This window comes from Lysobacter sp. 1R34A (assembly GCF_051217035.1).
Taxonomy (GTDB): domain Bacteria; phylum Pseudomonadota; class Gammaproteobacteria; order Xanthomonadales; family Xanthomonadaceae; genus Lysobacter.
On sequence record NZ_JBPKJP010000068.1, the window covers coordinates 1 to 24,167 of the forward strand.

Annotated in this window: 21 protein-coding genes, 1 tRNA gene and 2 pseudogenes; 13 read left to right on the forward strand and 11 right to left on the reverse strand. The window is 67.2% G+C overall.

Annotation, left to right across the window (positions count from 1 at the left end):
- Positions 1-958, forward strand: a pseudogene (locus ACSAMQ_RS14500) (hypothetical protein); the annotation flags it as partial.
- A gap of 267 nt (positions 959-1,225) precedes the next feature.
- Here ACSAMQ_RS14500 and ACSAMQ_RS14505 read toward each other — a convergent pair.
- Positions 1,226-1,873: a response regulator gene (locus ACSAMQ_RS14505; RefSeq protein WP_031371689.1), complete on the reverse strand. Its 648-nt coding sequence runs from the start codon at positions 1,871-1,873 to the stop codon at positions 1,226-1,228.
- Between the two features lie 139 nt (positions 1,874-2,012).
- Here ACSAMQ_RS14505 and ACSAMQ_RS14510 point away from each other — a divergent pair, with 139 nt between their 5' ends.
- Together ACSAMQ_RS14510 and ACSAMQ_RS14515 are read left to right on the forward strand one after the other, a co-directional pair.
- Complete coding sequence (locus tag ACSAMQ_RS14510; RefSeq protein WP_435396327.1) at positions 2,013-2,909, forward strand: M28 family metallopeptidase; 897 nt, start codon at positions 2,013-2,015, stop codon at positions 2,907-2,909.
- A gap of 117 nt (positions 2,910-3,026) precedes the next feature.
- Positions 3,027-3,839, forward strand: coding sequence for an isocitrate lyase/PEP mutase family protein (locus tag ACSAMQ_RS14515; protein WP_435396328.1), 813 nt, complete (start codon positions 3,027-3,029; stop codon positions 3,837-3,839).
- Between the two features lie 13 nt (positions 3,840-3,852).
- Here the strand turns inward: ACSAMQ_RS14515 and ACSAMQ_RS14520 are convergent, their stop codons facing one another.
- Complete coding sequence (locus tag ACSAMQ_RS14520; RefSeq protein ID WP_435396329.1) at positions 3,853-4,161, reverse strand: DUF2782 domain-containing protein; 309 nt, start codon at positions 4,159-4,161, stop codon at positions 3,853-3,855.
- A 306-nt stretch (positions 4,162-4,467) separates the two neighbouring features.
- Here ACSAMQ_RS14520 and ACSAMQ_RS14525 point away from each other — a divergent pair, with 306 nt between their 5' ends.
- On the forward strand, positions 4,468-5,922 hold the full coding sequence (locus ACSAMQ_RS14525; RefSeq protein WP_435396330.1) for a TIGR04222 domain-containing membrane protein: 1,455 nt from the start codon (positions 4,468-4,470) through the stop codon (positions 5,920-5,922).
- Positions 5,923-6,048: 126 nt separating this feature from the next.
- On the opposite strand, the gene ACSAMQ_RS14530 is transcribed toward ACSAMQ_RS14525, so the two are convergent.
- On the reverse strand, positions 6,049-7,491 hold the full coding sequence (locus ACSAMQ_RS14530; RefSeq protein ID WP_435396331.1) for a hypothetical protein: 1,443 nt from the start codon (positions 7,489-7,491) through the stop codon (positions 6,049-6,051).
- 471 nt (positions 7,492-7,962) lie between these two features.
- Here ACSAMQ_RS14530 and ACSAMQ_RS14535 point away from each other — a divergent pair, with 471 nt between their 5' ends.
- Positions 7,963-9,327: an alpha/beta hydrolase family protein gene (locus tag ACSAMQ_RS14535; protein ID WP_435396332.1), complete on the forward strand. Its 1,365-nt coding sequence runs from the start codon at positions 7,963-7,965 to the stop codon at positions 9,325-9,327.
- Between the two features lie 383 nt (positions 9,328-9,710).
- A complete protein-coding gene (locus tag ACSAMQ_RS14540) occupies positions 9,711-11,096 on the forward strand; it encodes a hypothetical protein (RefSeq protein ID WP_435396333.1) in 1,386 nt (461 codons plus the stop codon).
- 55 nt (positions 11,097-11,151) lie between these two features.
- On the opposite strand, the gene ACSAMQ_RS14545 is transcribed toward ACSAMQ_RS14540, so the two are convergent.
- The 3 genes from ACSAMQ_RS14545 to ACSAMQ_RS14555 all read right to left on the reverse strand — a co-directional run bounded on the left by ACSAMQ_RS14545 (position 11,152) and on the right by ACSAMQ_RS14555 (position 13,032).
- Positions 11,152-12,162, reverse strand: a complete 1,011-nt coding sequence (locus ACSAMQ_RS14545; protein WP_435396334.1) for a saccharopine dehydrogenase family protein — start codon at positions 12,160-12,162, stop codon at positions 11,152-11,154.
- A 463-nt stretch (positions 12,163-12,625) separates the two neighbouring features.
- Complete coding sequence (locus tag ACSAMQ_RS14550; RefSeq protein ID WP_435396335.1) at positions 12,626-12,880, reverse strand: hypothetical protein; 255 nt, start codon at positions 12,878-12,880, stop codon at positions 12,626-12,628.
- Positions 12,877-13,032: a hypothetical protein gene (locus ACSAMQ_RS14555; RefSeq protein WP_435396336.1), complete on the reverse strand. Its 156-nt coding sequence runs from the start codon at positions 13,030-13,032 to the stop codon at positions 12,877-12,879. Before ACSAMQ_RS14555 ends, ACSAMQ_RS14550 begins: the two co-directional genes overlap by 4 nt.
- A 275-nt stretch (positions 13,033-13,307) precedes the next feature.
- Between ACSAMQ_RS14555 and ACSAMQ_RS14560 the strand changes: the two genes are divergently transcribed.
- From ACSAMQ_RS14560 to ACSAMQ_RS14570, 3 genes are all read left to right on the forward strand, one after another.
- Entirely contained in the window at positions 13,308-14,012 is a 705-nt protein-coding gene (locus ACSAMQ_RS14560; RefSeq protein WP_435396337.1) for a cysteine hydrolase family protein, read from the forward strand.
- Between the two features lie 34 nt (positions 14,013-14,046).
- Positions 14,047-14,961: a LysR family transcriptional regulator gene (locus tag ACSAMQ_RS14565; protein WP_435396338.1), complete on the forward strand. Its 915-nt coding sequence runs from the start codon at positions 14,047-14,049 to the stop codon at positions 14,959-14,961.
- A gap of 126 nt (positions 14,962-15,087) precedes the next feature.
- Positions 15,088-15,375, forward strand: coding sequence for a hypothetical protein (locus ACSAMQ_RS14570; RefSeq protein ID WP_435396339.1), 288 nt, complete (start codon positions 15,088-15,090; stop codon positions 15,373-15,375).
- An 88-nt stretch (positions 15,376-15,463) separates the two neighbouring features.
- Here the strand turns inward: ACSAMQ_RS14570 and ACSAMQ_RS14575 are convergent, their stop codons facing one another.
- Positions 15,464-16,411: a DUF2268 domain-containing putative Zn-dependent protease gene (locus ACSAMQ_RS14575; protein ID WP_435396340.1), complete on the reverse strand. Its 948-nt coding sequence runs from the start codon at positions 16,409-16,411 to the stop codon at positions 15,464-15,466.
- A 350-nt stretch (positions 16,412-16,761) separates the two neighbouring features.
- Between ACSAMQ_RS14575 and ACSAMQ_RS14580 the strand changes: the two genes are divergently transcribed.
- Complete coding sequence (locus ACSAMQ_RS14580) at positions 16,762-17,109, forward strand: hypothetical protein (protein WP_435396341.1); 348 nt, start codon at positions 16,762-16,764, stop codon at positions 17,107-17,109.
- Positions 17,106-19,706 (forward strand): zeta toxin family protein, encoded by a 2,601-nt coding sequence (locus ACSAMQ_RS14585; protein WP_435396342.1) that lies wholly within the window; start codon positions 17,106-17,108, stop codon positions 19,704-19,706. The genes ACSAMQ_RS14580 and ACSAMQ_RS14585 overlap by 4 nt, the downstream gene beginning before the upstream one ends.
- A 312-nt stretch (positions 19,707-20,018) precedes the next feature.
- Here ACSAMQ_RS14585 and ACSAMQ_RS14590 read toward each other — a convergent pair.
- Together ACSAMQ_RS14590 and ACSAMQ_RS14595 are read right to left on the reverse strand one after the other, a co-directional pair.
- Positions 20,019-20,108: transfer RNA gene (locus ACSAMQ_RS14590), tRNA-Ser, on the reverse strand.
- A gap of 148 nt (positions 20,109-20,256) precedes the next feature.
- Positions 20,257-21,282 (reverse strand): LysR family transcriptional regulator, encoded by a 1,026-nt coding sequence (locus tag ACSAMQ_RS14595; RefSeq protein ID WP_435396346.1) that lies wholly within the window; start codon positions 21,280-21,282, stop codon positions 20,257-20,259.
- A gap of 116 nt (positions 21,283-21,398) precedes the next feature.
- Here ACSAMQ_RS14595 and ACSAMQ_RS14600 point away from each other — a divergent pair, with 116 nt between their 5' ends.
- Entirely contained in the window at positions 21,399-21,977 is a 579-nt protein-coding gene (locus ACSAMQ_RS14600; protein ID WP_435396343.1) for an FMN-dependent NADH-azoreductase, read from the forward strand.
- Positions 21,978-22,050: 73 nt separating this feature from the next.
- Here the strand turns inward: ACSAMQ_RS14600 and ACSAMQ_RS14605 are convergent, their stop codons facing one another.
- Both ACSAMQ_RS14605 and serS read right to left on the reverse strand, forming a co-directional pair.
- Entirely contained in the window at positions 22,051-22,425 is a 375-nt protein-coding gene (locus ACSAMQ_RS14605; protein WP_435396344.1) for a hypothetical protein, read from the reverse strand.
- 18 nt (positions 22,426-22,443) lie between these two features.
- The gene (gene serS, locus ACSAMQ_RS14610; RefSeq protein WP_435396345.1) at positions 22,444-23,736 is read right to left on the reverse strand and encodes a serine--tRNA ligase; all 1,293 of its coding nucleotides are present in this window, start codon (positions 23,734-23,736) and stop codon (positions 22,444-22,446) included.
- 193 nt (positions 23,737-23,929) lie between these two features.
- Between serS and ACSAMQ_RS14615 the strand changes: the two are divergent.
- Positions 23,930-24,167 (forward strand): annotated as a pseudogene (locus tag ACSAMQ_RS14615) (hypothetical protein); the annotation flags it as partial.

The window sequence follows — 24,167 nt, forward strand, 5'->3', positions numbered from 1 at the left end:
CCAGGCCGCGGCGCCCGCCGCAGCCGCAGCCGCGGCCGTCGCGCCCGCAGCCGCCCTCGCCAGCCGCGTGTTCAACCCGGCTGCGGAAACGGCCGCCGAGTCGAAGGCGACGTTCGCTAACCTCGGTCACGACGCCACGTCCGCTACCAGCGGATCCGCTGTCAACGCACCTGCTGCCGACGCACCGGCCTCGCGCGAGCCCGCGCAGCCGCAGGCCGAGCCCTCGCGCAAGGCCTATGTCTCGGCCGAGCCGGTCGTGAACGAACCCGTCGCCGAGCCGGTGCTGGATGCGGCGATGCCGGTGATCACCCGCCTGCCCGATGCAGCGGTCGTGGCGCCTGCCGAAACCGTCACGCCCGCGCAGGATGCGGCCGCGGCGATCGAACAGGCGCAGCCTGCGCTGCAGCGGCAGCACGCGGTGCAGCCACCGGCTGCCCCGCAGCACGCGCCCCTGCAGGCCGCGGCGCCGCGCAACGAAGACCTCGAGCCGGTGGTCGAGCCGACTTCGGCCTTGGTCGAAGAGACCCGCGTCGAAGACACCGTGGTCGAGCAGGCCGTGGTCGAGCAGACCCCGGTCGAGACCACCGTGATCAAGCCGGTCGTTCAACCGGCCGTCCGCGACACTGCGCAAGTCGAAGCCGCGCAAGCCGAAGTTCCGCAGGCCGAAGCCCGCCCGGCCGCGGTCGAACCGGCGGTGGCGGCTTCCGCTGCGACCGGCTCGGTCGAGCCCAAGGCCAGCGCGCCTGAGGCCAGCCCGGTCGAACCCGCTTCGGTCGAGTCCGCTTCTGCCGAGTCCGCTTCTGTCGACGCGGCGCCGGCAACGACGCCGCGCACCGCCGGCCTGTTCGATGCTCTGCCCCATCCGGCCGAACCGGCCCGCAGCGACGCGGCCAAGGCCGCCGTCGATGGCGAGCAGGACGTGGCCGACGGGACCTCCGACGACGAGCGTCGCGCCTGACCGGCGACGCTCCACCCGGACCTCAGAACGAAGAAACCGGCCGCTGATGCGGCCGGTTTCTTTTTGCGCTCCGGATTTTAATTCAACGGCTTTGCCGTGGCCGCGCACCGCGGCAGTCGCTGCGGCGAACCGCCGCATCGATGCGCAGGCGATTCGTCCGAAGCGGGCGCTTGCCCGGTCAATCGCCGTTCGGCATCGCCTTCAGGCCAGCGCCTTCGGATCAGGACACCACGCCTTCGACGCCGGCTTCGGCGCCGGCGCGCTGCATCACAGCGAATGCGCGGGATCGGCCAGTCCGTACTGCGCGGCCAGGCGGGCCAGCGCGATGCTGTCGGTGATCGCGAGCTTCTCGAACAGCCGGGTCTTGTGGGTATTGACCGTCTTCGCGCTGAGGCTCAGGCGCTTGGCGATTTCTTCCTGGCGGAAGCCCTGCACCAGCAGCAAGGCGATCTCCAGTTCGCGCGGCGACAGTTCGTCGAACGGCGAGTTGCCGCCGTCGATGTTCGACAAGGCCAGGTGCTGGGCGATGTTGCTGGCCAGATAGCGCTTGCCGCGGGCGACGTCGCGAATGGCGCGCAACAACTCGCTCGCATCGCCGCCCTTGCCGACGTAACCGGAGGCGCCGACTTCGAGCAGGCGCTTCGGCATCGGGCCGTCTTCCAGCACCGATACGATGATCACGCGCGTGCCGTGGTCGCCCTTGACGATGCGCTCGGTCACCTCCAGCCCGCTCACGCCGGGCAGGTGCAGATCGCACAACACCACGTCGGGCTTGAGCTTGCGGATCAGCGGCATCGCCTCTTCGCCGCTTTCGACGTCGCCGAGCACTTCGATATCCGTCTCCGCCGACAGGATCATGCGCATGCCCGTGCGGACCAACGCATGGTCGTCAACGATGAATACACGGATAGTCATTGTCCCTTCCCCTACGACCGAGTCCTGCAACGCCGCCGAGGCTACGCGCCGGCATGGTGCGGTGCAAGGCATTCATAATGTGAAAGTGGGCACAATGCGGCCTGATTCCGTCCCTCCAACGTGCCTTCGAGAAGACCCAATGCGTCCTCAGAAACTCTCGCCGCTCGCCACAACCCTCGTCACTTCCCTGCTGTTGCTTTCGATGGCCGGCGCGACTGCGCGCGAAACCGCGCCGGCGCCGGCCGCGGCTACCGCCGGCTCGTGGCTCGGCGATGTCCGCAGCCTGTCGGAGGCCGGCGCCGGCAACCGCCGCGCGCCGATCGAAAAACGCCTCGACGGCCTGGGCCTGAAATGGAAAGCGGTCGCCTTCGAAACCGCGAAGAAGCAACAGGGGCAGAACCTGATCGCCGAAGTGTCCGGCGCGGCCGACGCGCCGCTGCTGCTGTTCGGCGCGCATTTCGACCAGGTGGAAGAAGGCCAGGGCGCGACCGACAACGCCTCCGGCAGCGCCACCGTGCTGGCCCTGGCCGAACGCTTCAAGCGCAAGCCGCTCGCCCGCCATCGCGTCGCGGTGGCGTTCTGGGACCTGGAGGAAGCCGGCCTGCTCGGTTCCAGCGCCTACATCGCCCAGGGCAGCGAAAAGCCCGCGCTGTACGTCAATTTCGACGTGTTCGGCTGGGGCGACACCCTGTGGATGATGACGCCGGACGCCGACAGCGCCCTGGTCGGCGCCAGCCGCGATGCGGTCAAGGCCTCCGGGCTGCAGTTGTCGGCCGGCCGCGAGTATCCGCCGAGCGATCACCTGCCTTTCCTCAAGGCCGGCTGGCCGGCGGTGTCGTATTCGCTGATCGGCCACGAAGAAGTGCCCTTGATCCTGTCGTTCTTCAAGGGCGAGAAGTCCGCGACCCAGGCCAAGGTCATCCAGGTCATCCACAGCAGCAACGACACCGTCGAACAGATCGATGCGGCCGCCACCGCGCGCGGCGTCGACGCGGTCGAGCGGGCGATCCGGCAGTGGGATGCGGCTCAAAATTGACCGATCACGGCAATAGCCGGAAACGGCGAGTCAGCGGGCGGGCGGCGTGAGATTCTTGCGCCCTCGCCGGCTTTCTTTTCGCTTTTCCTCTCGCCGTTGTCTTTCGGAGTCCTACGCATGAGCGCACCCGCCCAACACGCCGATCATTTCCATAACCTGCACCGCGACGGCCTGCTGCTGCTGGCCAATGCCTGGGACGCCGGCACCGCGCGCCTGATCGAAAGCCTCGGCGCCAAGGCGGTCGCCACCACCAGCGCCGGCGTCGCCTGGTCGCACGGTTATCCCGACGGCGACCTGCTGCCGGTGCGGCGCCTGGTCGCGACCGTCGCCGACATCGTCCGCGCGATCCGCGTACCGCTCACCGTCGACGTCGAAGGCGGCTATTCCGACGACCCGGCCGCGGTCGCCGAAACCGTGGCCGGCCTGATCGACGTCGGCGCGGTCGGCATCAACCTGGAAGACGGCGGCGGCGACCCCGAGCGGCTGTGCGCGAAGATCGAACACATCAAGCGCGCCAGCGCGCGGCTCGGCGTGGCGTTGTTCGTCAACACCCGCACCGACGTGTACCTGCGCGGCCTGGCGCCGCCCGAACGCCGCGTCGAGGAGACTTTGGCGCGCGCCGCGCGTTATCGCGCCGCCGGTGCCGACGGCCTGTTCGTGCCCGGCCTCACCGACGAGGCCCAGGTGCGCGCGATCGCCGCCGAGGCCTGCCTGCCCCTGAACCTGCTCGCCCGCCCGGCCCTGCCGGCGGCGGCCGAACTGCAGGGCTGGGGCGTGCGCCGCCTGAGTGCGGGTTCGGACATTGCCCAGTCGATGTTCGCCCGCACCGCCGCGCTCGCCGGCGGTTTCCTGCGCGACGGCGATTCGGCGCCGCTCGGCGCCGACGCCATGGCGTATTCGCAGCTCAACGCGCTGTTCGCGGAGCGCTGAACGCCGGCGCGCTTCAACGCATCAGTCCATAGTCCTCGAAACGGACCCTGAACCTCAGCGCATCCTGGTACCTCGGCGGAATATCGCCGAGGTGCCGGTCGATGCGCTCGTCGTCGTCATCGTCGAACAGATAGAACGGCAGGCCGTTCGCCGGGGTGATCTTGACGATCCGCCCCGGTCGCCCCGGCGCACGGTATTCGCCGATCACGTCGTCGCCGGCGTAACGCACGCGCACCTGCGGGTCGATCAGGGCTGCGGTCGGATCGGGAAGGCTGGCGCAGGCCGCCAGTACGGCCGCCGCCGCCAATACGGCATAACGCATCGGGTTCTCCTTGCGATCGCACTGGACTATACGCCGCGGCAGGCACACGGCGCCTTCCGGGCAGGAGCGGCGCAAGCCGCGACCGCGACCTCGCGATAACGGCGCATGCCGCAGGAAGGCGGTCGCCGCTCGCGCCGCTCTACACCTAAACGAAACCCCACCGTCCGACGACTAGCCGTAACCGGCTATTTCGCCGCGCCCCGGCCTGCCGTAGCGTTTACCGCAAGCCGGGCCGGCGCATCCCAACGCATGCGCCGCGACGGCCGAATGCAGGCAGTTCAATGGATGGACTACCGAGGGATGGTCATGAACGATCCGAACCGAGCGCCGGCGGACACCGCCGGATGGACCGAAGCTCAACACGCCTTGTGGCAACGCCTGTGCGACTACCGATTCGACGACGACGATTCGGACGAATTCCTGACCCGCGTCGCCACGACCGCCCTGCTCTCCCTGAGCGAAGCGCGGGCGGCGCTCGACGAGTACCGCCGTTTCTGTTTTCTCGCGGTCACCGTCGATCATGCGGTCACGCCGAGCGAACTCATCGACGAGGTCTGGCATGCCCACATCGTCGATACCCGGCGTTACGAGCGTTTCTGCGCCGAGGTCCTGCAATACGAGTTGCACCACGTGCCCTCGCGCGGCGGCAACGGCGAAACGCTGAAACACCAGCGCCAGTACGCCGACACTCTGGACAGTTACCGGCGCTTTTTCGGCGCGCCGCCCAGGCGGTTCTGGCCCGAACCGCGCGCACCGCAAGCCCCGTCGGCGCGGCCGGGCGTGATGCCAGCCGAGCCGCGGGCGTCCCGGCGGCCGATGCGTTTCGGCATGACCGCCGTCGTCGGCACCTATGCGCTGCTGGCGCTGAGCGCGAACGAAACCAACCCGCTGCATTGGACCGGCGGCCCGTTCCTGGCCTGGTTCGTCGTGCTGATGGTCGCCGCGCTGATCGCGGGCGCCTGGCTGCGGCAACGGCTGCGCGGGCCGCGGGGCCCGGGGCCGAGTCACGAGGCCGACCGCTGGGAGCTGGCGTATCTGTCCGGCGGCAGCGATCGCGTCGCCGACGCGATCGTGGTCGAGTTGCTCGCAATCGACGCGGTCAGCCTCGAATACGACCGCAAGAAGGCGCGCGAAGCCTACCTGACCGGCCGGGTGTGGTTGCGCCCGCGCATGACCGCCGAACAGATCGAAGCGCTGTCGCCGGTGCTGCGCGATGCCATGCAAGTGGTCGCCGAGCAGCAGACCCTGTCGCGGATATTGTCGACATTGCGCGAACGCCACCGATCGCAGGAGCAGCGCGTACGCAGCAAAGGCTGGCTGCTGAGCCCGCGCCAACAGGCCTGGGCGGCGAGGCTGTCGGCGCTGCCCCTGGCCGCGGTCGCCGCCCTGGGGCTGTGCAAGATCATGATCGGCCTGCAACTGGATCGGCCGGTCGGGTTCCTGATCGCGCTGACCATCCTGACCGCACTGATGGCGTTGTGTAGCGCGCTCTTGACCCAGGACCGGCCCCGCACCTGGGCCGGCGACTGGCAGTTGTACAAGGCGGCGCGGCAACGACCGGCGGACGCCTACGATCCGGCCTCGACGGTGGCGCTGGCCGGTACCGCGGTCCTGATCGGCACCCCGTTCTCCGACTACGAGCAGATCCGCACCCCGTCTTCCTCGGACAGCTCGGGCGGTGGCGGCGGTGGCGATGGAGGCGGAGACGGTGGAGGCGGTGGTGGCTGCGGCGGGGGTTGCGGCGGCTGCGGCGGCGGTTGATCGAAGCCCGGACCCGAACCGGGTCGGCTCGCCCGCGCGGCACTGAACCATTCCGACTCGCGTCCGCCTAGGGCGCGAGCCGGGGACGGGAGCCGGAACTGCGATGCTCCGACCGACGCCGAAGCTTCAATCCACGTCGATCACCACCACGCTCATCCACGGCACCGACACCACCACCCGCCCCTGCGAGAACGCTCTGGCGGCGGCGACTTTCACCGGCGGCAGGAACTGCGCGCCGCTGGTGAAGTTGGCCGGGTCCATGCCGCGGCCGTAGCGCCACGCGGTGTAGGTGCCGCTGCTCTTGCCGGTCAGCGCAAGCACCGCTTGCCGGTCGTTGGTCTCGGACTTGTTGATCAGGACGATCTTCTTGGCTCTGTCGGTGGCGAACACTTCCAGGTCCGGCACTGGGGTGGTCGCGGCAACCATGGTCTGGCCGTAACGCCGCGACCAGGCGCCGCCGCTCCAGGCCGACACTCCCCAGTACGCCGGCAAGCGGACGTGGCGACCGCCGGGCTGGTCGTTGCGATCGGTGCCGTCGCTGATCAATCCCAGCGGGCCGTTGTTGTCGGCGTACTGATAGGCGCTGCCGCCGGCGCGCAACACGTGGCCGATCACCGAGGCGGTGTGGACGAGGTTGCGCGAGGTGTAGAACGAAGCGCGCCATTGCGCGTCGTAGCGCGTGTGGTAGTTGAACTCGCCGACCTGGATCGCGATGCCGTCGGCGCGCTCGCCGAAGCTCAGGTCGATCTCGTTGCGCAGCCAGGCGATCGCGTCGCCGTACTGCGAGGTCGCGCCCAGATTGCCGAGCGGCTGGCCGTCGCCGTACTTGTGGAAATCGACCACGTCGGTATCGGCATGGCTGCTGGCGAAGAACTGGCGGAAATCGCCGTACTTGTAGTCGGCCCAGGTCACCAGCGACGGCCCGGCCAGCGACAGCGGCTGCGCACTGGCCTGGCGCATCGCCAGCGCGATGTTGTGGAAACCGTCGCTGCCGTTGCCGCCGGCGATGTAGTTGCCGACACCGAAGCCGTTGTCGGGCTCGTTGCCGATGATGTAGTCGACCACCGGGCCGCCGCGCTGGCCGCCGTTGTCGTTGAAGTAACGCACCAGCGCTGCCGCATCGGCGGCGCGAATGTCGTTGTCGCCGGTGCTGCCGCCGACCGCGATCATCGGGATGCCGCCGATGCCCTTGATTCCGCGGACATAGGCCTCGCCTTCGTTGCCGCCGTGAATGCCGCCGGCCGACGAGCCGACCTGGCCGTCGCGATGGAACAGCGGCACGCGCCAGACCAGCGGCCCGAGGTCGCGCAGGTACTGGGTCCACAGTGCGCGGTTGCCGCCCTTGATCAGGTTGCTGCCGCCGTCGGCGTAGGTCGAGATCGTGGCGCCGAGCGAGTATTCGGAAGTCGGTTGGCCGTGCGCGGTGAAGTCGACGAAGACGTTCGCGACCGGGTCGGCCGTACTGGCGGAAAACACCGGGCCCGCCGAGAACAGGCCGGCGACGATGGCGATCAACGCGCCGCTGAGGCGGCGGCGTCGGGGCGATGGGGGACTCGCTGTGCGGAGCATCGATGATCCTTGGTCTTTACGAAACGGAGAGCGCCGGCTCCGGAAACATCCGGAGAGGCTGCGTGTGCTGGACGGCGGCGGGCATCGCCGCGCTCGGCTACACGCCCGAGGCCCGACGGACCGCAGCGCAGGGCCAGCCCGCCGCGACGGCCCGCGGCCGGATACGCTCCGGCCAGTGCAGGCTTCCCCCGCCCTGCTCGACGCTGCCCAGCTCGAATCGCCGGCGACATCCCATTGCGCACCGGTCTGCGATATCGCGTGCACCCCTTCCAGCTGCGCCAAGGCTAGTGGGCCGCCGCAAGGGACGGCGTGATGCGCCCGGCGCTTCGGCGATCCGATACGTGTCCAGATGTGTTTTCGTGATCGCGGCTTTGTTCTGCGCGAAGCGGGCGACGCTGCGCGAGCGATCGCGCTACAACCTTTCGATCCGGTTCCGCATCCGATAGGGCAGTCACCACAACGGACTCGCCGATGACTGTGTTCCGACTCTGTTTCGCGGCTGCGATCGCCAGCATCCTCGCCGTCGCGGTCGCCAGCGCGCAAGCGGCCGCTCCGACCAAGGCGTCCAAAACGCCGGATGCGCGTTGCCACGTCGGTGCCTACCGGCTCGACGACGGCGGCATCGTCAGCGTGATGCCCTCCGACGCTCCCGGCACGCTGCGCTGGCGCCTGCTCGACGGGCGCAGCGGCAAGCTGGTCCGCGAGCACGGCGCCTGGATCAGCACTCGTGGCTGGACCGGACGGCCGGATGGCATCGAGGTAACGTTCGGCAGCTGCGATCGGTCCCGCATCCGTTTCGACGGCCGGCGCGGCCGCAAGATCGGGTTCGACATCGCCGAGACCCGTTTCGACAGCCATGGTCTGAGCTTGCGCGGCCGTCTGGTGCTGCCGCGGGGCCGGCAGCGGGTGCCGGTCGTGGTGCTGGTGCACGGTTCCGAGAATGTGTCCGGCGTCGACGCCTATTTCCAGCAGAACCTGTTCCCGTCGCAGGGCGTCGGCGTGTTCGTCTACGACAAGCGCGGCACCGGCGGGTCCGAAGGCAAGTTTTCCAAAGACTTCGACCTGTTGTCCGACGATGCCGTCGCCGCGCTCGCCGAGGCACGCCGCCTCGGCGGCGCGCGCATCTCGCGCATCGGCTTTCATGGCAGCAGCCAGGGCGGCTGGGTCGCACCGCTGGCGGCGAGCAAGACGCCGCAGGCGCAGTTCGTCATGGTCGTATTCGGCCTCGCCGACAGCGTGCTGTCGGAGGATCGCGACCAGGTCGCCGCCGACCTGCGCGCCGCCGGCTTCGCCGATGCCGAAACCTTGGCGAAGGCGCGCCGTGTCAGCGACGCCACCGGCCTGCTCGCGGCGAGCAAGGGCCAGCGCGGCTGGGACGAGTTGGAGGCATTGCGCACGCAATACCAACACGAGCCCTGGTGGAAGGCGCTCAAGGGCGAATACACCGGCGAGGTCGTGCGGCGCCGCCGCGGCGACGACCTGATGCAGATCGCCATGCTCGACAGCGACGTCAGCTGGACCTACGACCCCATGCCGGTGCTGCGAAAGCTGACCCAACCGCAGATGTGGATCCTCGGCGGCGACGACGTCGAGGCGCCTTCGCAGGAAACCCAGCGCCGCTTGAGCGCGCTCGCCGCTGAAGGCCGTGCGGTCGAGGGTGCGGTATTCCCGCAAGCCGACCACGGCATTTTCGAATTCGAGACCGATGCCGCCGGCGAGCGATTGCACACGCGCATGGCCGAGGGCTATATCGCCATGCAGTTGGATTGGATCAGGCACGGCACGCTCGACGGCGAGCGATACGGACGCGCCGTGCGCTTGCCGGTTTCGCGTTGAGCACATCCTGAGCGCATCACCGGTCGAGGGCCTTCATCGATACGAGCACGACGCCCGTCGCCGATTCGACGATGCCGCACTCGAAGCCTTCGCCGCCGGAAGCTCGGCGAGTCCCGAGTCTGCGTTCGAACCGTCGCGCCAATCGCCATAGCGACCCAGCGGCGATCCGCAGGCGGGCCCGGAACGATAAGCGAAGCGGTGCACGAAGGAGTGGTCGCTCTCGTGCTCGGCCAGTGGCGCGATCGCACAAGCCTCCGCTTCGGGACGGGCGGCGAGCCGCTGGCCTTTGTATTCGGCCAGGCCTTCGTTTCTCCGATGGGCTTGGCCGCTGACCCGTGCAAACGGCGTTTATCTGGCAAACAGGGGCCAGGAAGGGTCGATCCATGAACGGATTTTTCGCAAAGCTCGTGCTGTTGACCGCGATTCTCCTGACTTCGCTTCTCCTGGCCGCGCTTCCCTTGGTCGCCCAGGCGGGCACCTGCAGTCGCTTCGACGCCAAGAACAGCACCGCCTACGATCCAGCCGCGAAGAAGATCACGCTGCCGTGGCGCACCGACTATCCGGCCTCGGTTCCCGGCCATCCGGCTTATCGTTGGGAATCGATCAGCTTCAAGACCAGTTGGAGGCGCTATACCGATGCGGTGCTCAAGGACATCCGCGATTCGGGCATCAGCATCAACAGCGCCGGCAAGATCCGCATGCCGGCCGGTTCGCCCTGGTGGATCGCGCCCTGGATGGATTACGGCTCGAACGGGCGCGAACGCGTCAACGGCCTGACCAAGGAGCGCAGCCCCGATCCGCTGGATCTTTCGCCGACCTCGCCGGGCGGCTTCGATGTGTGGGCGATCGGTTGGTACAACAGCGAAGGCGCGGTCGGGCTCGGCAAGGTATTCGCCGACCCTTGCGATCCGCAGCTGCCTGCGCGCAATGCCCCGGGGCTGAAATTTCCCGACAAGACCGTTTCGTTCAAGATGCTGTTCTCCAACGCCACCGGTCTGGACTATCTCGATGGCGCGCCCACGGTGCTCGCCAAGATCGACAAGAACAGCCGCGCCAAGCGCCTCAAGCTGCTGCAGGTCGACATCGCCATCCGCGATCCCGACGCGGACGAAACCGACTGGGTCATGGGCACCTTCATCTGGCAAGGCCCGGCCCGCGGCGACGGCTTTCTCGACAACCTGGTGCCGGTCGGCCTGATGTGGGGCAACGATCCGAACGTGCACGATGCGAACTGGGGCGCTTGGGCGCCGATCAAGCAGAGCCGGATCAACAAGGACCTGGCCGGCGTGCTCTGGCAGGGCACGCCCGGCAGTTGGCTGCACCGGCCGTTCCCGGGCTTTCAGGGCCGCTTGAACGGGCCGGCCGACAACATGCGCTCGTCGTGCCTGTCCTGCCACGCCCTCGCCCAGTGGCCGCGCAACCCGACCCTGAGCATCGTGCCGACCTACCCGGTCGGCCCCAATGGCCCGCAGCCGCCGCTGAGCGAAGCCGATATCGAGAAGAACGTCAGCGACTACTTCCGCAACACCCGCGGCGGCGACCTGGTCGATCCGACGTTCCCGGCGCGGCCGCTGGATTACTCTCTGCAGCTCGACGCCGGACTGACCCGCATGTGCCAGGCCTGCAAGGAGGGCAAGCTGACCGGCGCTACGCCGAAGCTGTGCGCCGAGGCGCCCACGAGGTATCGCGTCACCGCGCCGACCTGCGATCTGCCCTTGCTACGGCGAATGTTCATGAACCGCATCGAAGACGAGCCGCCGCGACAGTAAGCCTGGCATGCTCGCGCGGCGATCGCCATCGAGATCGCCGCGCCGCAGGGCCGCATCAAGCCAGTGCCAGATGATCGGGCGCGAGCGCGGCCAAAAACCCGGTCGCATCGAAGGCTTCGCCGGCTGCGACCGTGCCGCTGCAGGTGCGGCGGCCATCGACGACCCGCTCCAACGCCTCGACGATCAGGGGTGCGCTGACCGCATAAATGTCGCGGCCCTGCGCGCTGGCATGACGCTGCGCCTCGCCCTTGCGCACCATCACCTCCACCACGAACCGCTGCGCCGAGCGTCCGCTGCTGTCGGCCGCAACCGGCGCCGGCGTGGCCGGGTCGCGCACGTCCTTGAGCGATGCGAGATTCAAGTAGGAATGCACTTCGCTCGCACGCAGATGTCTGGAGATCAGCACGATTTCGCTGAGCGGCACGCCGGCTACCTCCTGGGTACCGAACGGCGCCTGGAACGCCCAATCCCGTGTCGGCGCCGGATCGGCCACGAAATCCAGCGCGCCCTTCGACACCACCAGGCGCCGCGCCTTGTTGCGTTCGCCGGTCACGCGGGTGCCGTTGGTGGGGTGCCAGCTGTCCAGGCCGACCGAGATCAGGATCTCGTCGACCGCGTCCCAGTCGCCCATCGCATGAGTCGCGAGCAGATCCGCCAGCCCGCCGTAAAAGGCCATCGCCGGCACGATCGCGATGCCGGCCGCCTTGGCCGCTACGTCGTACCGCTCGAACAAGGCCAACGCCGGCTGCTGCTCGGCCACCGTATCCAGGTAGTGCACTTTTGCACGCAACGCCGCCTCGACTACCGGGATCGCGGTATCGCTGAAAGGTCCGGCGCAGTTGATCACCGCGACCGTGCCGGCCAGCGCGCGATCCAGCGACGCGGAGTCGTCGACCGAGGCGACGAAGCGATCTATCCCGGGGAAAGCGTCATCGAGTACCGCCAGGCGCTCGGCGTCGCGACCGCAGGCCACCGGCACCCAGCCCCGCTCGCGCAAACGCGCGATCACGAAGCGGCCGGTGTGGCCATAAGCGCCGAATACCGCGACGCGACGGTTCTGGGCCACCCGGGAATTCGGGGCTGTTACTGGACTGATCGACATCGTGCGTTTCCGTGATGCCCGCGGCTCGGGCGGGCATAGGAAACCGCGAAGCGGCATGAACGCGCTATCGAAATCTTTAGCTGCTCGGCCGAGCCTCCTGATATCGGCAAGAGAGGCGGGGCCTTGGCCGGCCTGGCTCAGGCATCCCGGCAGCGCACCCAGTCGAAACGATCTCGCTGCGTGCCCCGGACGGCACCAGGACCGGCGCGCATCCCGGTGTGTGCGGCAGGGCTCAGGGATACTTTATGGCCATGTTCCGCAGGAGTGCGCTTCCGGCAAGGAAACGCCACAAGGACCCGTACCGCATGAAACCGCTCTCGTTTGATCTTCATCCGGCACGGCGAGTCCGTGTGCAATGTCGACAAGAAAAAGCGCCTGGAGCTGGCGGATCACGCCATCCCCTGACCGCCACCGGCAAGCAGCAAGCTTATGCAGCCGGCGAATGGCTGGGCCGGCATTTCCTCAAAAAAACACGCCGACCACCAAGCCCCGGCTCTAGGTATCGCCGTACGCGCGGACACGGCAAACGGCCGACGAAGTCATTCGCGGCGTCAATACCGTCGCCGAGCTGGCTGGAGAGGACCACAAGCACAAATTTCTGTTCGACCGGAAAGAACACGTCAATCTGGTAGAGCAACAGTTCGGCCTCTTCGACGGCATTCCGGAAGAGGAATTGGCTCAACAAAGCAGGTCGAGTTCGAAGGGAAATTCTGGGCGCGCATGCCGCTCGGCGAAAGCCGGTTCGATGTCGTCGTCCGGGTCCACCAGGCCTTCGGAACCTTTCATCGCGATTACGACAAGAGCGGCGTCAACCAGCTCGTCATCGCCAGCCACGGCGGACCATCCGCGCCTTCCTGATGCAGTGGCTGCACCGTTCCTATGAGTGGTTCGAAGAAGAGCAAAATCCGAAGAATGCATCGATCCGTCTCGTCCATGGGCAGACGGATCATGGCTGGGTCTTTGCGCCCTGAAGACCCCGTACGACAGCCAAAGCCAAGCCTTGCCGGTCCGGCGTCTGTGCGCAAACCGCACAGCAACTGTTCGTGCAGACGGCTGGGCATTCTGCGGCCGATCTTCATCATGGCGCCTCTCCCAACGAGGCTGCTCGAATGCGAATTTCTTCTCTGATCGGATTGGCCGCGCTCGGCATCGCCGCGCTCGGCGGCATCGATGCGCAGGCTTCGAAACCGCTGCTGCATCCCACCATCCGCGCCATGGCCGGGGCCGCGCCGGTCGCGGAACTGCCAGCGGGCAAGACCGCCCTGCTCGTCATCGATTTCCAGAACGAATACTTCCCCGGCGGACGCATGCCGATCGCCGACGGCGATTCTGCGCTGCGGCAGACCCGCCGCCTGCTGGACTTTGCCGATCGCCACCGCATCCGGGTCATCCACGTGCAGCATGTGCTGCCGTCCGGCGCACCCCTGTTCGGCGAAGGCGGCGGCACGGTCGAGTTCCATCCGGCGATGCAGCCTCGTCAGGGCGAGCTGGTGGTGAAGAAGGATGCCGTCAGCGTATTCGCCGGGGCTTCCGCCGCCGCCATCGAGAAGGCCTTGAAAGAGGCCGGCGCCGATACCTTGATCATCGCCGGCCTGCAGACCCACGCCTGCGTCGCCGGCGCCGCCCGCGACGCCGCCGCGCGTGGCTATCGGGTCATCGTGTCCTCCGACGCCACCGCGACCCGCGACCTCGATCTGCGCGACGGCAGCAAGGTCGGCGCCGCCCAGTTGCACGCATCGGCCCTGGCCGAAATCGAGGACACTTTCGGCGACGTGCTGAGCACCGACCGGATTCTCTCGTTGCCAGTCCGCTGATACGCTTCGCCGCAGTGCCGACCGGAGTCGAGTGATGGATCAATTGTCGGCCATGCGCGCCTACCGAAGCATCATCGAATCCGGCAGTTTCACCAGGGCGGCCGAACGCCTGGGCACCACCCACACCTCGGTCTCGCGCCAGCTGGGCCAGTTGGAAACCCAGCTCGGCGTGCGCCTGTTGAACCGCAACAGCCGCAACCTGACCGCCACCGAGGCCGGTGCGCAGTACTACCGCGACTGCGTCGACATCCTCGACCGGATCGACGCAGCCCGGCAGCGATTGAACACCGACCCCGAACTGCCGTCCGGCGTGCTGCGGCTCAGCCTGCCCCATGCCATCGGCGCGCTCGAACAGGCGCAGTGGCTGCCCGGCTTCATGCAGCGCCACCCCAAGATCGACCTCGACCTGTCCTGCGACGACCGCATGGTCGACCTGGTCAAGGGCGGCTTCGACATGGCCATCCGCATCTCCGGGCCGCTGGCCGACAGCAGCCTGGGCGCACGCGAGCTCGCTGTGTCGCAGCGAGTACTGGTGGCAGCGCCGCAGTACATCGCGGACCGCGGCCTGCCTCGCACGATCGACGACCTGCAGAGCCACCCGTTGCTGGCCTATGCCGCCGATGGCCCTACTCTGCAGCTGACCTCAAACAGCGGCGAGGAAGCCGAGCTCGAGTTCGGCAGCCGGCTGCGCCTGGACTCGATCCTCGCCCTGCATGCGGCCGCCCTGGCCGGCCAGGGCATCGCCGTGTTCACCCTGCTCACTGCGCAAAACGACTTGGCCGCCGGTCGCTTGCTGCGGGTACTGCCACAGCATCATGCGGGCCAACGCCATTACTTCGCGCTCTACCCCCACGCGCGCCAGCTCACGCCCAAGGTCCGCGCGTTCACGGAATACATGCGGGCGCATTACGCGATGGCCCGGCAGGGTTTCACCGGAAAGTCGGCTTGATCTCGTCCATCCCGGCAGGGTCGTACGCCGAGCGATCGACGCAGGGAGACGGCCTGCTGTGCCTGCGTTCTTAACATCGCGGGCGTAAGCTTCCGAATGCGCCCATTACCCGTATCGGAGACCGTTATGGACAGGCAGCACGACCCAATCACCCGAGCCGAGTTCGAATCGCGCATCACCGCACTTGAAGGCCAATGCGAGGTGTACCTGCGCTACATCAAGGCATTGTTGACTGTCCTGCCGCCAGAGCAGTACGAGCTCGACGTCGTCGCAACCGCGGTGAGGGAAATCAACATGTCCGCGGAAGAGCATCCAGACCCCCTTCGGGCTGCCATGCAGACAGCGAACCAGCGGGTGAACGCGCTGGAGCTGCCGCGGCGCCGGTCCGGAAGCGCCGGCGGCATCGCCCGTTAGTCTCGTCGCTGGCGCTTGGCCGGCCGCCGTCAGGAAACGTCTCGCCTGGCTCAGCCGAACCCGACGCGAGATGAAGGGCGCAAGCCCCTCATTCTTCGCCGGAAACCTTGGCCGGCAAGCGCATGCCCGGCGTCCAGCCGCTCTGCGCCAGCAAGGCTTTCGGGTCGTCGAATTCGATGATGTTCTTGAGCGCGGCCTTGCGATCCTTCGCCCCCAGGTAATACGCCTTGGCGATCCGGTACCCCACCCAATAGCCCAGGTCGTAGGGCTCGTCCGGGCTGCGATAGTTGCCGAACCAGGCGGACAAATCGGTGCTGTCGATATCGCGTGCGAAGGCCGACTCGATCTCGGCCTCCTTGCCGCGGGTCCACTCGGCGTGGCGACCGTTGCCGACATTGCCCGAGATCAGCTCGGCGACGAATTCGGCCCCGCCCTCAAGGAGTGCGTAACGCAGCGCCGTGGCATTCGGGTCGCCGGGTTCGAACTCGTGCGGCGCCGTCTGCTGGATGTGGGCGTACTCATGGGCGATGACATGGACGAAGCGGTCTTCGGCATCCGGGTTCATGAACTCGGCCGCGCACAGAGCCTCCAGGCTGATGGTGAGACCGCCGTTATCCGCGATCCCCACTGGCCGGCCGCGCCCCACCACGACCGCCACCGGGGGGAACCGCGCCTCGGGATACAAGCCCGCAAGCTTGTCCAGCGCCGTAGCGACCCGCCGCTTCACCTCCGGCAGCTCGACCAGACAGTCCTTCGCCTTCGCGTACACGGCCGGGTCCTTGGCCAGCCGGTCGGCGATGCTCTGCGCCGTGACCCGCCTGGCCTTGGCGAAGGCGCCCAGGCTCGGCGTGCCCTTGGCCAGGTAGTCCTTCTCGATCTGCTCCACCGTGGGCCGGCCGCCGGTGGCGTCGTACAGCGCATAGAAGCGCGTGACGTCTTCCGTCAGGATTTCGGGCTCCGGCCTGGGTGCGGCCTGGGCGAAGGCGGTCGCGGCAAGCAAGGAGAGGAAAACAGCGGAGCGCGGTGACTTGGGCACGATCTCGATCCTGAGGCCGGGCAGCCGGACATCGCGCGACGGCTGGTCGCCGCGTCAGAGCCCTGGACTGCTGCTGATGGGATGACGCGCCCGAAGCCTGCTGCCCAGGCGCGCCGATGCGCACATCACCTCATACCCAGACAACATTCAAAAGTGACGACAGTCACCCCCGCTCGTCATGCGGTTTCCGCCCCTCGGCAGCCTTCATTCAAGAAGCGAACGCCCGCCCGGGTAACTCTGCATGCCTTCCGAAAGCCTTTCCTGGCGCGGCTCTTGATGAATACACCGCGCCATTCGGACCGTTGTACGATGGTCAGGTCCCGCTGCCTAATCAAGGAACGACGCACCGTATGGACCAGACATCCCCCCCCGTCCCGCAGCGCCTGCAGGACATGCTCAGGGACTATCCCGAGCTGATCGAAGCGCTCGCCGGCACGCTCAATGCCGCTGCGGCCAACCCCCGTGGCAACCCGCCGTACGAAATGGCCGTCTGGGCGCTGGAAGATAAGCTCAGCCGCTTCATCAGCGACGCCCGCGACGAACTCGAAGCCGCCGAGGCCGGCGGCGATGCGCAAGCCATCCAACGCGCCGACGACAAGTTGAATCTCATGTTCCGCGCCCGCTCGCCCAACATCGGCCTGCGCGACCTCAATGGATTGTGGGCGTACTTCAACGGCGCCAAGGAAACCCAAGGATGAGCGTTCCAGCCGAGCATTTGGATAAGGAAACCCACGCCCGGATTCTCCAGAGCCGGATCCTGCCGAACAGCGGCATCGACGAAGCAACCTCGCAGGCGCACCCTAAGGCCATCATCCTCGCCGGACAGCCGGGCGCTGGCAAAGGCGGCCTGGTCAGGACCGCGGTAGACGAATTGGCCGGCGACGTCGTCGCTGTGGACCCCGATGCGCTGCGCGACTTCCACCCGAAGGTCAAGGAGTTTCGCGCCAGCGCGCCCTATACATGGGCCGACTATACCCATCAAGACGCCAGTCAATGGGCCAAAGAGCTGCGCTCCGCCGTAGTCGATCAGCACAAGAACATCATCATCGACACCACGCTCGGCAGCGGCGATAGCGCGGTCAATCTGGTCAACGACCTCAAGGCCAAAGGCTACGACGTCGAAATCCGGGCCATCGCCACCCACAGCCTGGAAAGCGAACTCGGCGTCGACGCACGGTTCGCCGCATCCTTGGACGAAAGCGGCTTCGGCCGTTACGTGCCTGCGGAAATCCGCCGCAATGTCTATCAGAACTTGCCCGGTAATCTGGACCGCGTCCATGCCGAAACGGCCACGCCGATTCGCATTTTCAACCGCGAAGGGGCGGAACTCTACGACAGCCGGATCAATACGCAGGCGCCGGGCGAGGCGCTGCACCAGGCGCGCGAAGCGCGCATGCGCAATCCGGAAATCACCCGCGCGCAGAGCGAAAAATGGGCGCAACAGCAGCGTTGGCACGACGAACTGCCGCAGCGGCTCAAGGACAATCCGAATATCGATGCGAAGACCGCGGCGAACCTGCTGGCCGAACGCGAGGCACTGAACATCGCCGGTGACGTCGCCCTGGACGCCAGACAGATGGCCGGGATCGATCATGCGGCGCGCGTGCGCCCGGCCATGATCAAGGGCCTCAGCGCCGCCGGCGCCCTGGCCACCGCCTACGACGCCGCGACCACGGGTTACAAGATCTCGCAGTTGAACGAAAAGGGCAACAGCGTCGGCATGGAGTCGGAAGTAGTCCGGTTCGCCACGACCAATGTCGGCGCCTGGGGCGGCGCATCGCTCGGGGCTTTCGCCGGCGGCCTCGCCGGCGTTGAGACAGGACCGGGCTTGTTGGTCACCGCGGCGATCGGCGGCGTGGTCGGCGCGGTGGCCGGCAACGAGCTGTCCCAGTGGCTGGAAAATCGCAAGATCAACCGGCAGGAAGACGGTAGCGGCCATACCTGGCATCTCGACCCCAAGCACCCGGAACAGGGCTGGCGACGCAACGAAGACGTGGTCCGGGTCGATCCGGTCACCGGCGCCAGCACTCAGACCCAGGACAATTTCGTCGCTGCGCCGGAACTCGCCAACCAGCTGAACTACCAAGCCAGCAACGTGGCGATCCAGCTTCGCCTGGCCACGCCGCCGGCTCCCAGCGATCCTTATTCGATTCCGGCTGGCCCCAAAGACACCGTCAGCGCGAGCGCGACCGATTGGAAACGCTCCCCCGACGGTCATTGGAATCGCGAAGTCGTCGACGGATACATCGAACACGGCATCAAACTGAGCCATAACGAAGGCGCGAACCCGCAGCGCGCGGCCGAACTCGACCAGCAGTCGCGGCAAATCATCGCCGAGAACGCCGCACGTACCCCGGCAGCTATGGCCGCGCGCTACGAGACCGCCTACGCCCAGTTCGGCTGGTCCACCTATGGCCAAGTGCCCGAGCCGGTGCAACACGCCAGGACTGAGGTCGATACCCTTCAGGCCTCCGACGGCAACGTTTACCGGCGTGGCGACGACGGCGAATGGATCAGCAGCGGTTGGCTCTACGACAGCAAAGCCGAAGGCAATACGCGCCAGGAACTCGACGCCACCCATCAGCAATTGAAGACCTTGCTGGCGCAGCAACCCGAGGTGCAAGCCCGCGCGCCTGCGACCGCGCACGAATCGCTGTATCAAACCGTCGCGACCGTGTACCAGAACGCCGGAGTAGCGGCCTCGCCGGAACATCTGCAGGCCGCCACCTCGGCGATCGAACGCAAGCACACCGAGCAAGGGCTTCCAACCGGCGGCTTCGCCATCCAGTTGCTGGCGGCTCCAGGCGAACGCGCGATCAGTCTCAACAGCAACCTGGTCACGCTGCAGGACGACGGCAAAGGCGTTTACGTTCCCAAGGCAACCACGACGGCTGCCGATATCGAACAAGCGAAGCAAACGGCCGCGCAGCAGCAACCGTATCCCGCACAATCGCTCCCCGCCGACCACCCCGATCGCAAGCTGTACGACAACATCCGCGAACGCTTGCCGGACACCGTTTCGGACGAAAAGGCGCTTGAGATAACCGTGCAGGCCAAGACCGCCGGCCACATTCGCGAACCGAGCGATATCGATCGCGTCGAAGTCACCAACGGCCATATCTTCGTATCCGGAAAAGTCCCGGGCTCGCTGGCCTCGGTAGGCCTGTCGACGCCTGCACCGAGCGTGCAGGAGTCCATACAACGCTCCGACGCCTTCGACCGGCAACAGGCGCAGATCCAGGCACAAGGTCAGCAGCAGGGGCAGGCGCAGGCGCCTCAGGGGCCGTCGCGCTAAGAAATATTCGTCCTGCTTGTCCCGCTTCGATCAGAAGCGGAACAAGCGAATGAATCCAATAGCACTAGAGTCCCTACTCACTCCAGTGAACCAGCACCCATTCCCATCTTCGAGTGGAGTAATCCCAACGCCAGTGCGCGCACCCACTTCGTCTTGCCGCTATGCGCGTTTTTCCGGCGAAAAACCGATAACTTTAGTTAACGGAGATCGCTTACCGGAACGGTCATACCGTCGCTGGGCGAGACATAAGGCTAGAAAGCGGCCACCCAGCTTCATCGAAGCTGATTCAGCTCAATAGTGGGAATACGAAAGTGGCGGAGAGAGTGGGATTCGAACCCACGGAAGGTTTGACCCTTCGGCGGTTTTCAAGACCGCTGCCTTAAACCACTCGGCCATCTCTCCGTTGAGGTCTTACTGCGACGGGCCTTGGGTCCGTCGCGGGGCGGTTCGTTGCGAACCGCCGTGGGCGCCCGGTCTTGGACCGGGCGCGGGGCATTCTCTCATGCCGTGGCGGTTTCGCCGACAGCCGTGGCCCTGTACCGGCCTGCCCTCACGCCGCCGGGGCGGACACCTTCACCGGCTTGTCGTGCTTCTTGTCGTGGCGGGCGATGCCGTCGGGGCACGGGATGCCCTTGATGTCGCTGCACTGCAGGCGCGCGGACTCGACCAGGGACGGAGCCTTCTCGGCCAGGAAGTCGATGAACACGCGCACCGCCGGCAGCAGGCCGCGGCGCGAGGCGAATACGGCGTGGAAGATACCCTGCGGCAGGCGCCAGTTCGGCAGCACCACTTCCAGGTCGCCGCGGCGCACGGCTTCGGCGCAGACGGTCTCGGGCAGCAGGGTGATGCCCACGCCCTGCTCGGCCAGCGCCATCAGCATCGGGAAGTCGAAGCCCATCACCCGCGGCTTGAGCTCGACCCGGCGCACTTCGCCGTCGGGGCCGTGCAGTTCCCAGCGCTGGCGGGCGTCGTCTTCGCTGATGCTCAGGGTGACGTGGTCGGACAGTTCGTCGGGGTTGCTCGGGCGGCCCATGCGGGTCAGGTATTTCGGGCTGGCGACCAGCAGTTCCTGGATCTGGCCGAAGCTGCGCATGACCAGGCTGCCGTCGTCGTCGAGCTTGGAGCGCACGCGCAGGGCCACGTCGACGCCTTCGTTGATAATGTCGACGCGGCGGTTGCTGACGTTCAACTGCACCCGCACCTGCGGGTACTTGGCGAGGAATTCGGGCAGCAGCTTGGGGATCTGCTGTTGCGCCAGGCCGACCGGCACGCTGACCCGGATCACCCCGCGCGGTTCGGCGCTGAGCCGGTCGACGACTTCGCGTGCGGCCTGGGCTTCGGCCAGCATCGATTGCGCATGCCGGTAGACGCTGTTGCCGACTTCGGTGACGGCGAAGCGCCGGGTGGAACGCTGCAGCAGGCGCACGCCGAGGTCGGTCTCGAGCTGGCTGATGCGGCGGCTCAGGCGCGACTTCGGGATGCCCAGCGCGCGCTCGGCGGCGGCGAAGCCGGCATGGTCGACGACCATCGCGAAGTAGTACAGGTCGTTCAAATCGTGCATGACGATAGTTCCAATATTAGAACAATAAGTGGTATTGAAGCATCTTTATCCCATCGAAGCAACGATACAGACTTTGCTCCAACGCGGCGACGCCCGCATTACCGGCTCCGACCGAGCCACCGAGGTCCACCATGAAGCTGTTGCATATCGATTCGAGCGCCCTGGGCGCCCATTCCGTGACCCGTGAGCTTAGCGCGGCGGTGGCGGCGCGTTGGCAGGACGAGGTGCCGGGCCTGACGATCGACTACCGCGACCTGGATGCCGACCCGATCCCGCATCTTACCGGCCGTTCGCTGGCCAAGGCCGATCCGGCCGAAGCCGAGGAATCAGAACGCATCCTGCAACAATTCCTGGCGGCCGACGTGATCGTCCTTGGCGCCCCGATGTACAACTTCGGCATTCCTTCGACCCTGAAGGCCTGGGTGGACCGCATCGCGGTCGCCGGCAAAACCTTCCGCTACACCGAGGCCGGCCCCGAGGGCCTGGCCACCGGCAAGCGGGCGATCGTGGCCAGCGGCCGGGGCGGCGTCCACACCGATGCGCCGAGCGATTTCCAAGAGACCTACCTGCGTCACGTACTCGGATTCATCGGCGTGACGGATGTCGAGTTCGTGCGTGCGGAAGGTGTGGCCTACTCGCCTCAGCATCGTGCCGACGCGCTCGCTGCGGCGCACGCATCGATTCCGGTGCCCCTGCGCCAGGCCGCGTAAGTCTTCGCGATCGAGTCTGCCCCGCCCCAACCGTGTAGCTCCAAGTCCGACGCTTCCTCCCCCCGCGTCGGAATTAGCCGGGTCCTGACAGGCCCGGCTTTTTTCTTGCCTGGTTTTGGCGACTGCGCCATAGCAACCAGCGGCCGGCCAGGTATGCAGACGAAATGGCGCTCGCAACCGCGGCGAGAATCCCTGGGCCGCCCATGCGGCGCGGCAACCACTGGTCGCCGCCGGTCCACCAATACGGCCCGAACACGACGGCGTGGAAGACCAGGGTCGACACGAGCCAGCCGATCATCGCTGCGACCGCCGCATGCGAGGCCAACCGGGTCCAAGCCAACGCAAAGCGTTGAACTTGGCGCAGCCTTAGCAGCACGGCGAATTCGAGCAGGAACAAAACCGCGGTGGGCACCGCGGTCAGCGCCAGGTAATAAAGCGCCGTATGCATGCGCGCCGCGGTCGGCGATCAGCTCAGCACTTCGACGCCACCCATGTAGCGGCGCAGCGCCTCGGGCACGGTGATCGAGCCGTCGGCGTTCTGGTAGTTCTCCATCACCGCGATCATGGCGCGGCCGACGGCGACGCCGGAGCCGTTGAGGGTGTGGGCGAGCTCGGGTTTGCCGGTGGCCGGGTTGCGCCAGCGCGCCTGCATGCGGCGGGCCTGGAAGGCCTCGCAGTTCGAACAGGAGGAAATCTCGCGGTAGGTGTTCTGGCTCGGCAGCCAGACTTCCAGGTCGTAGGTCTTGGTCGCGGCGAAGCCCATGTCGCCGGTGCACAGCAGCATGCGCTTGTACGGCAGGCCGAGGGTCTCGAGCACGACCTCGGCGCAGCGGGTCATGCGCTCGTGTTCGTCGTAGCTTTCGTCCGGGCGCGCGATGCTGACCAGCTCGACCTTCTCGAACTGGTGCTGGCGGATCATGCCGCGGGTATCGCGGCCGTGGCTGCCCGCTTCGGCGCGGAAACACATCGAGTGCGCGGTCATGCGCAACGGCAGCGCGGCGTCTTCGACGATCTCGTCGCGGACGATGTTGGTCAGCGGCACTTCCGAGGTCGGGATCAGGTAACGCTTGCTCGCCGCTTCGCCCTCGCCGACCACGGTCGCGAACAGGTCGTCCTCGAACTTGGGCAACTGGCCGGTGCCGCGCATCGAATCGGCATTGACCAGCAGAGGCACGCTGGTCTCCTGATAGCCGTGCTGCTCGGTGTGCAGGTCGATCATGAACTGGGCCAGGGCGCGGTGCAGCCGGGCCAGGCCACCGCGCAGCACGGTGAAGCGCGCGCCCGACAGCTTGGCGGCGGTGTCGCCGTCGAGCCAGCCATTGCGGGCGCCGAGTTCGACGTGGTCCTTGACCTCGAAGTCGAACGTGCGCGGGCTGCCCCAACGGTGGATCTCGACGTTGTCGGCCTCGTCCTTGCCGGCCGGCACCGAGGCGTGCGGCAGGTTAGGGATGCCGAGCGCGATCGCTTCGATCTCGGCCTTGATCGCATCCAGGCGCGCTTCGCTGGCCTTGAGCTCGTCGCCGAACGCGGCGACCTCGGCCATCAGCGGCGCGACGTCCTCGCCCTTGGCCTTGGCCTGGCCGATCGCCTTGGAGCGCGTATTGCGCAGGTTCTGCAGCTCCTGGGTGCGCACCTGGATCTGCTTGCGCTCGTTCTCCAGCGATTCCAGCACGGCCGGGTCGAGAACGTAGCCGCGCGTTTCGCGCAGGCGTGCGGCGAGTTCGGCGGGCTGTTGGCGCAGCAGGGTCGGATCGAGCATGGCGTAGCCGGTCGCAGTGGCGAGAAGAACCGCAGATTATCGCGTCAGTCGGCGGTTTTCGCGAACCTCGCAGTTGCCCGAGCCGGTCGATCGCGTGCCGGCGAGGGCCGAACCGGGGTCGGATCGCAGGCCACGGGCGACGCTTTCGGGCGTTTCGTTGCAGAATGCGGCCCAACGCACCTTCGGACCGCCCATGTCGACCACGCCCCCCGCTTCGTCGCGCCGTTTCTTCGATTTCGCCGCCTGGCGCCCTTCCGGCAAGGCCTGGCTGTTGATATTCGGGGCGTTCGCCATCGGCCTGGGCCTGTTCGCGTGGGTGTGGTCGAGCAACCGCAACAACAGCGACGACTTCTACCGCGCCGACGGCGCGCTGCCGGCCGGTGCCACGCCGCAGTACGCGCCCCTGCGGGCGCCGGCCGGGAACTTCATCC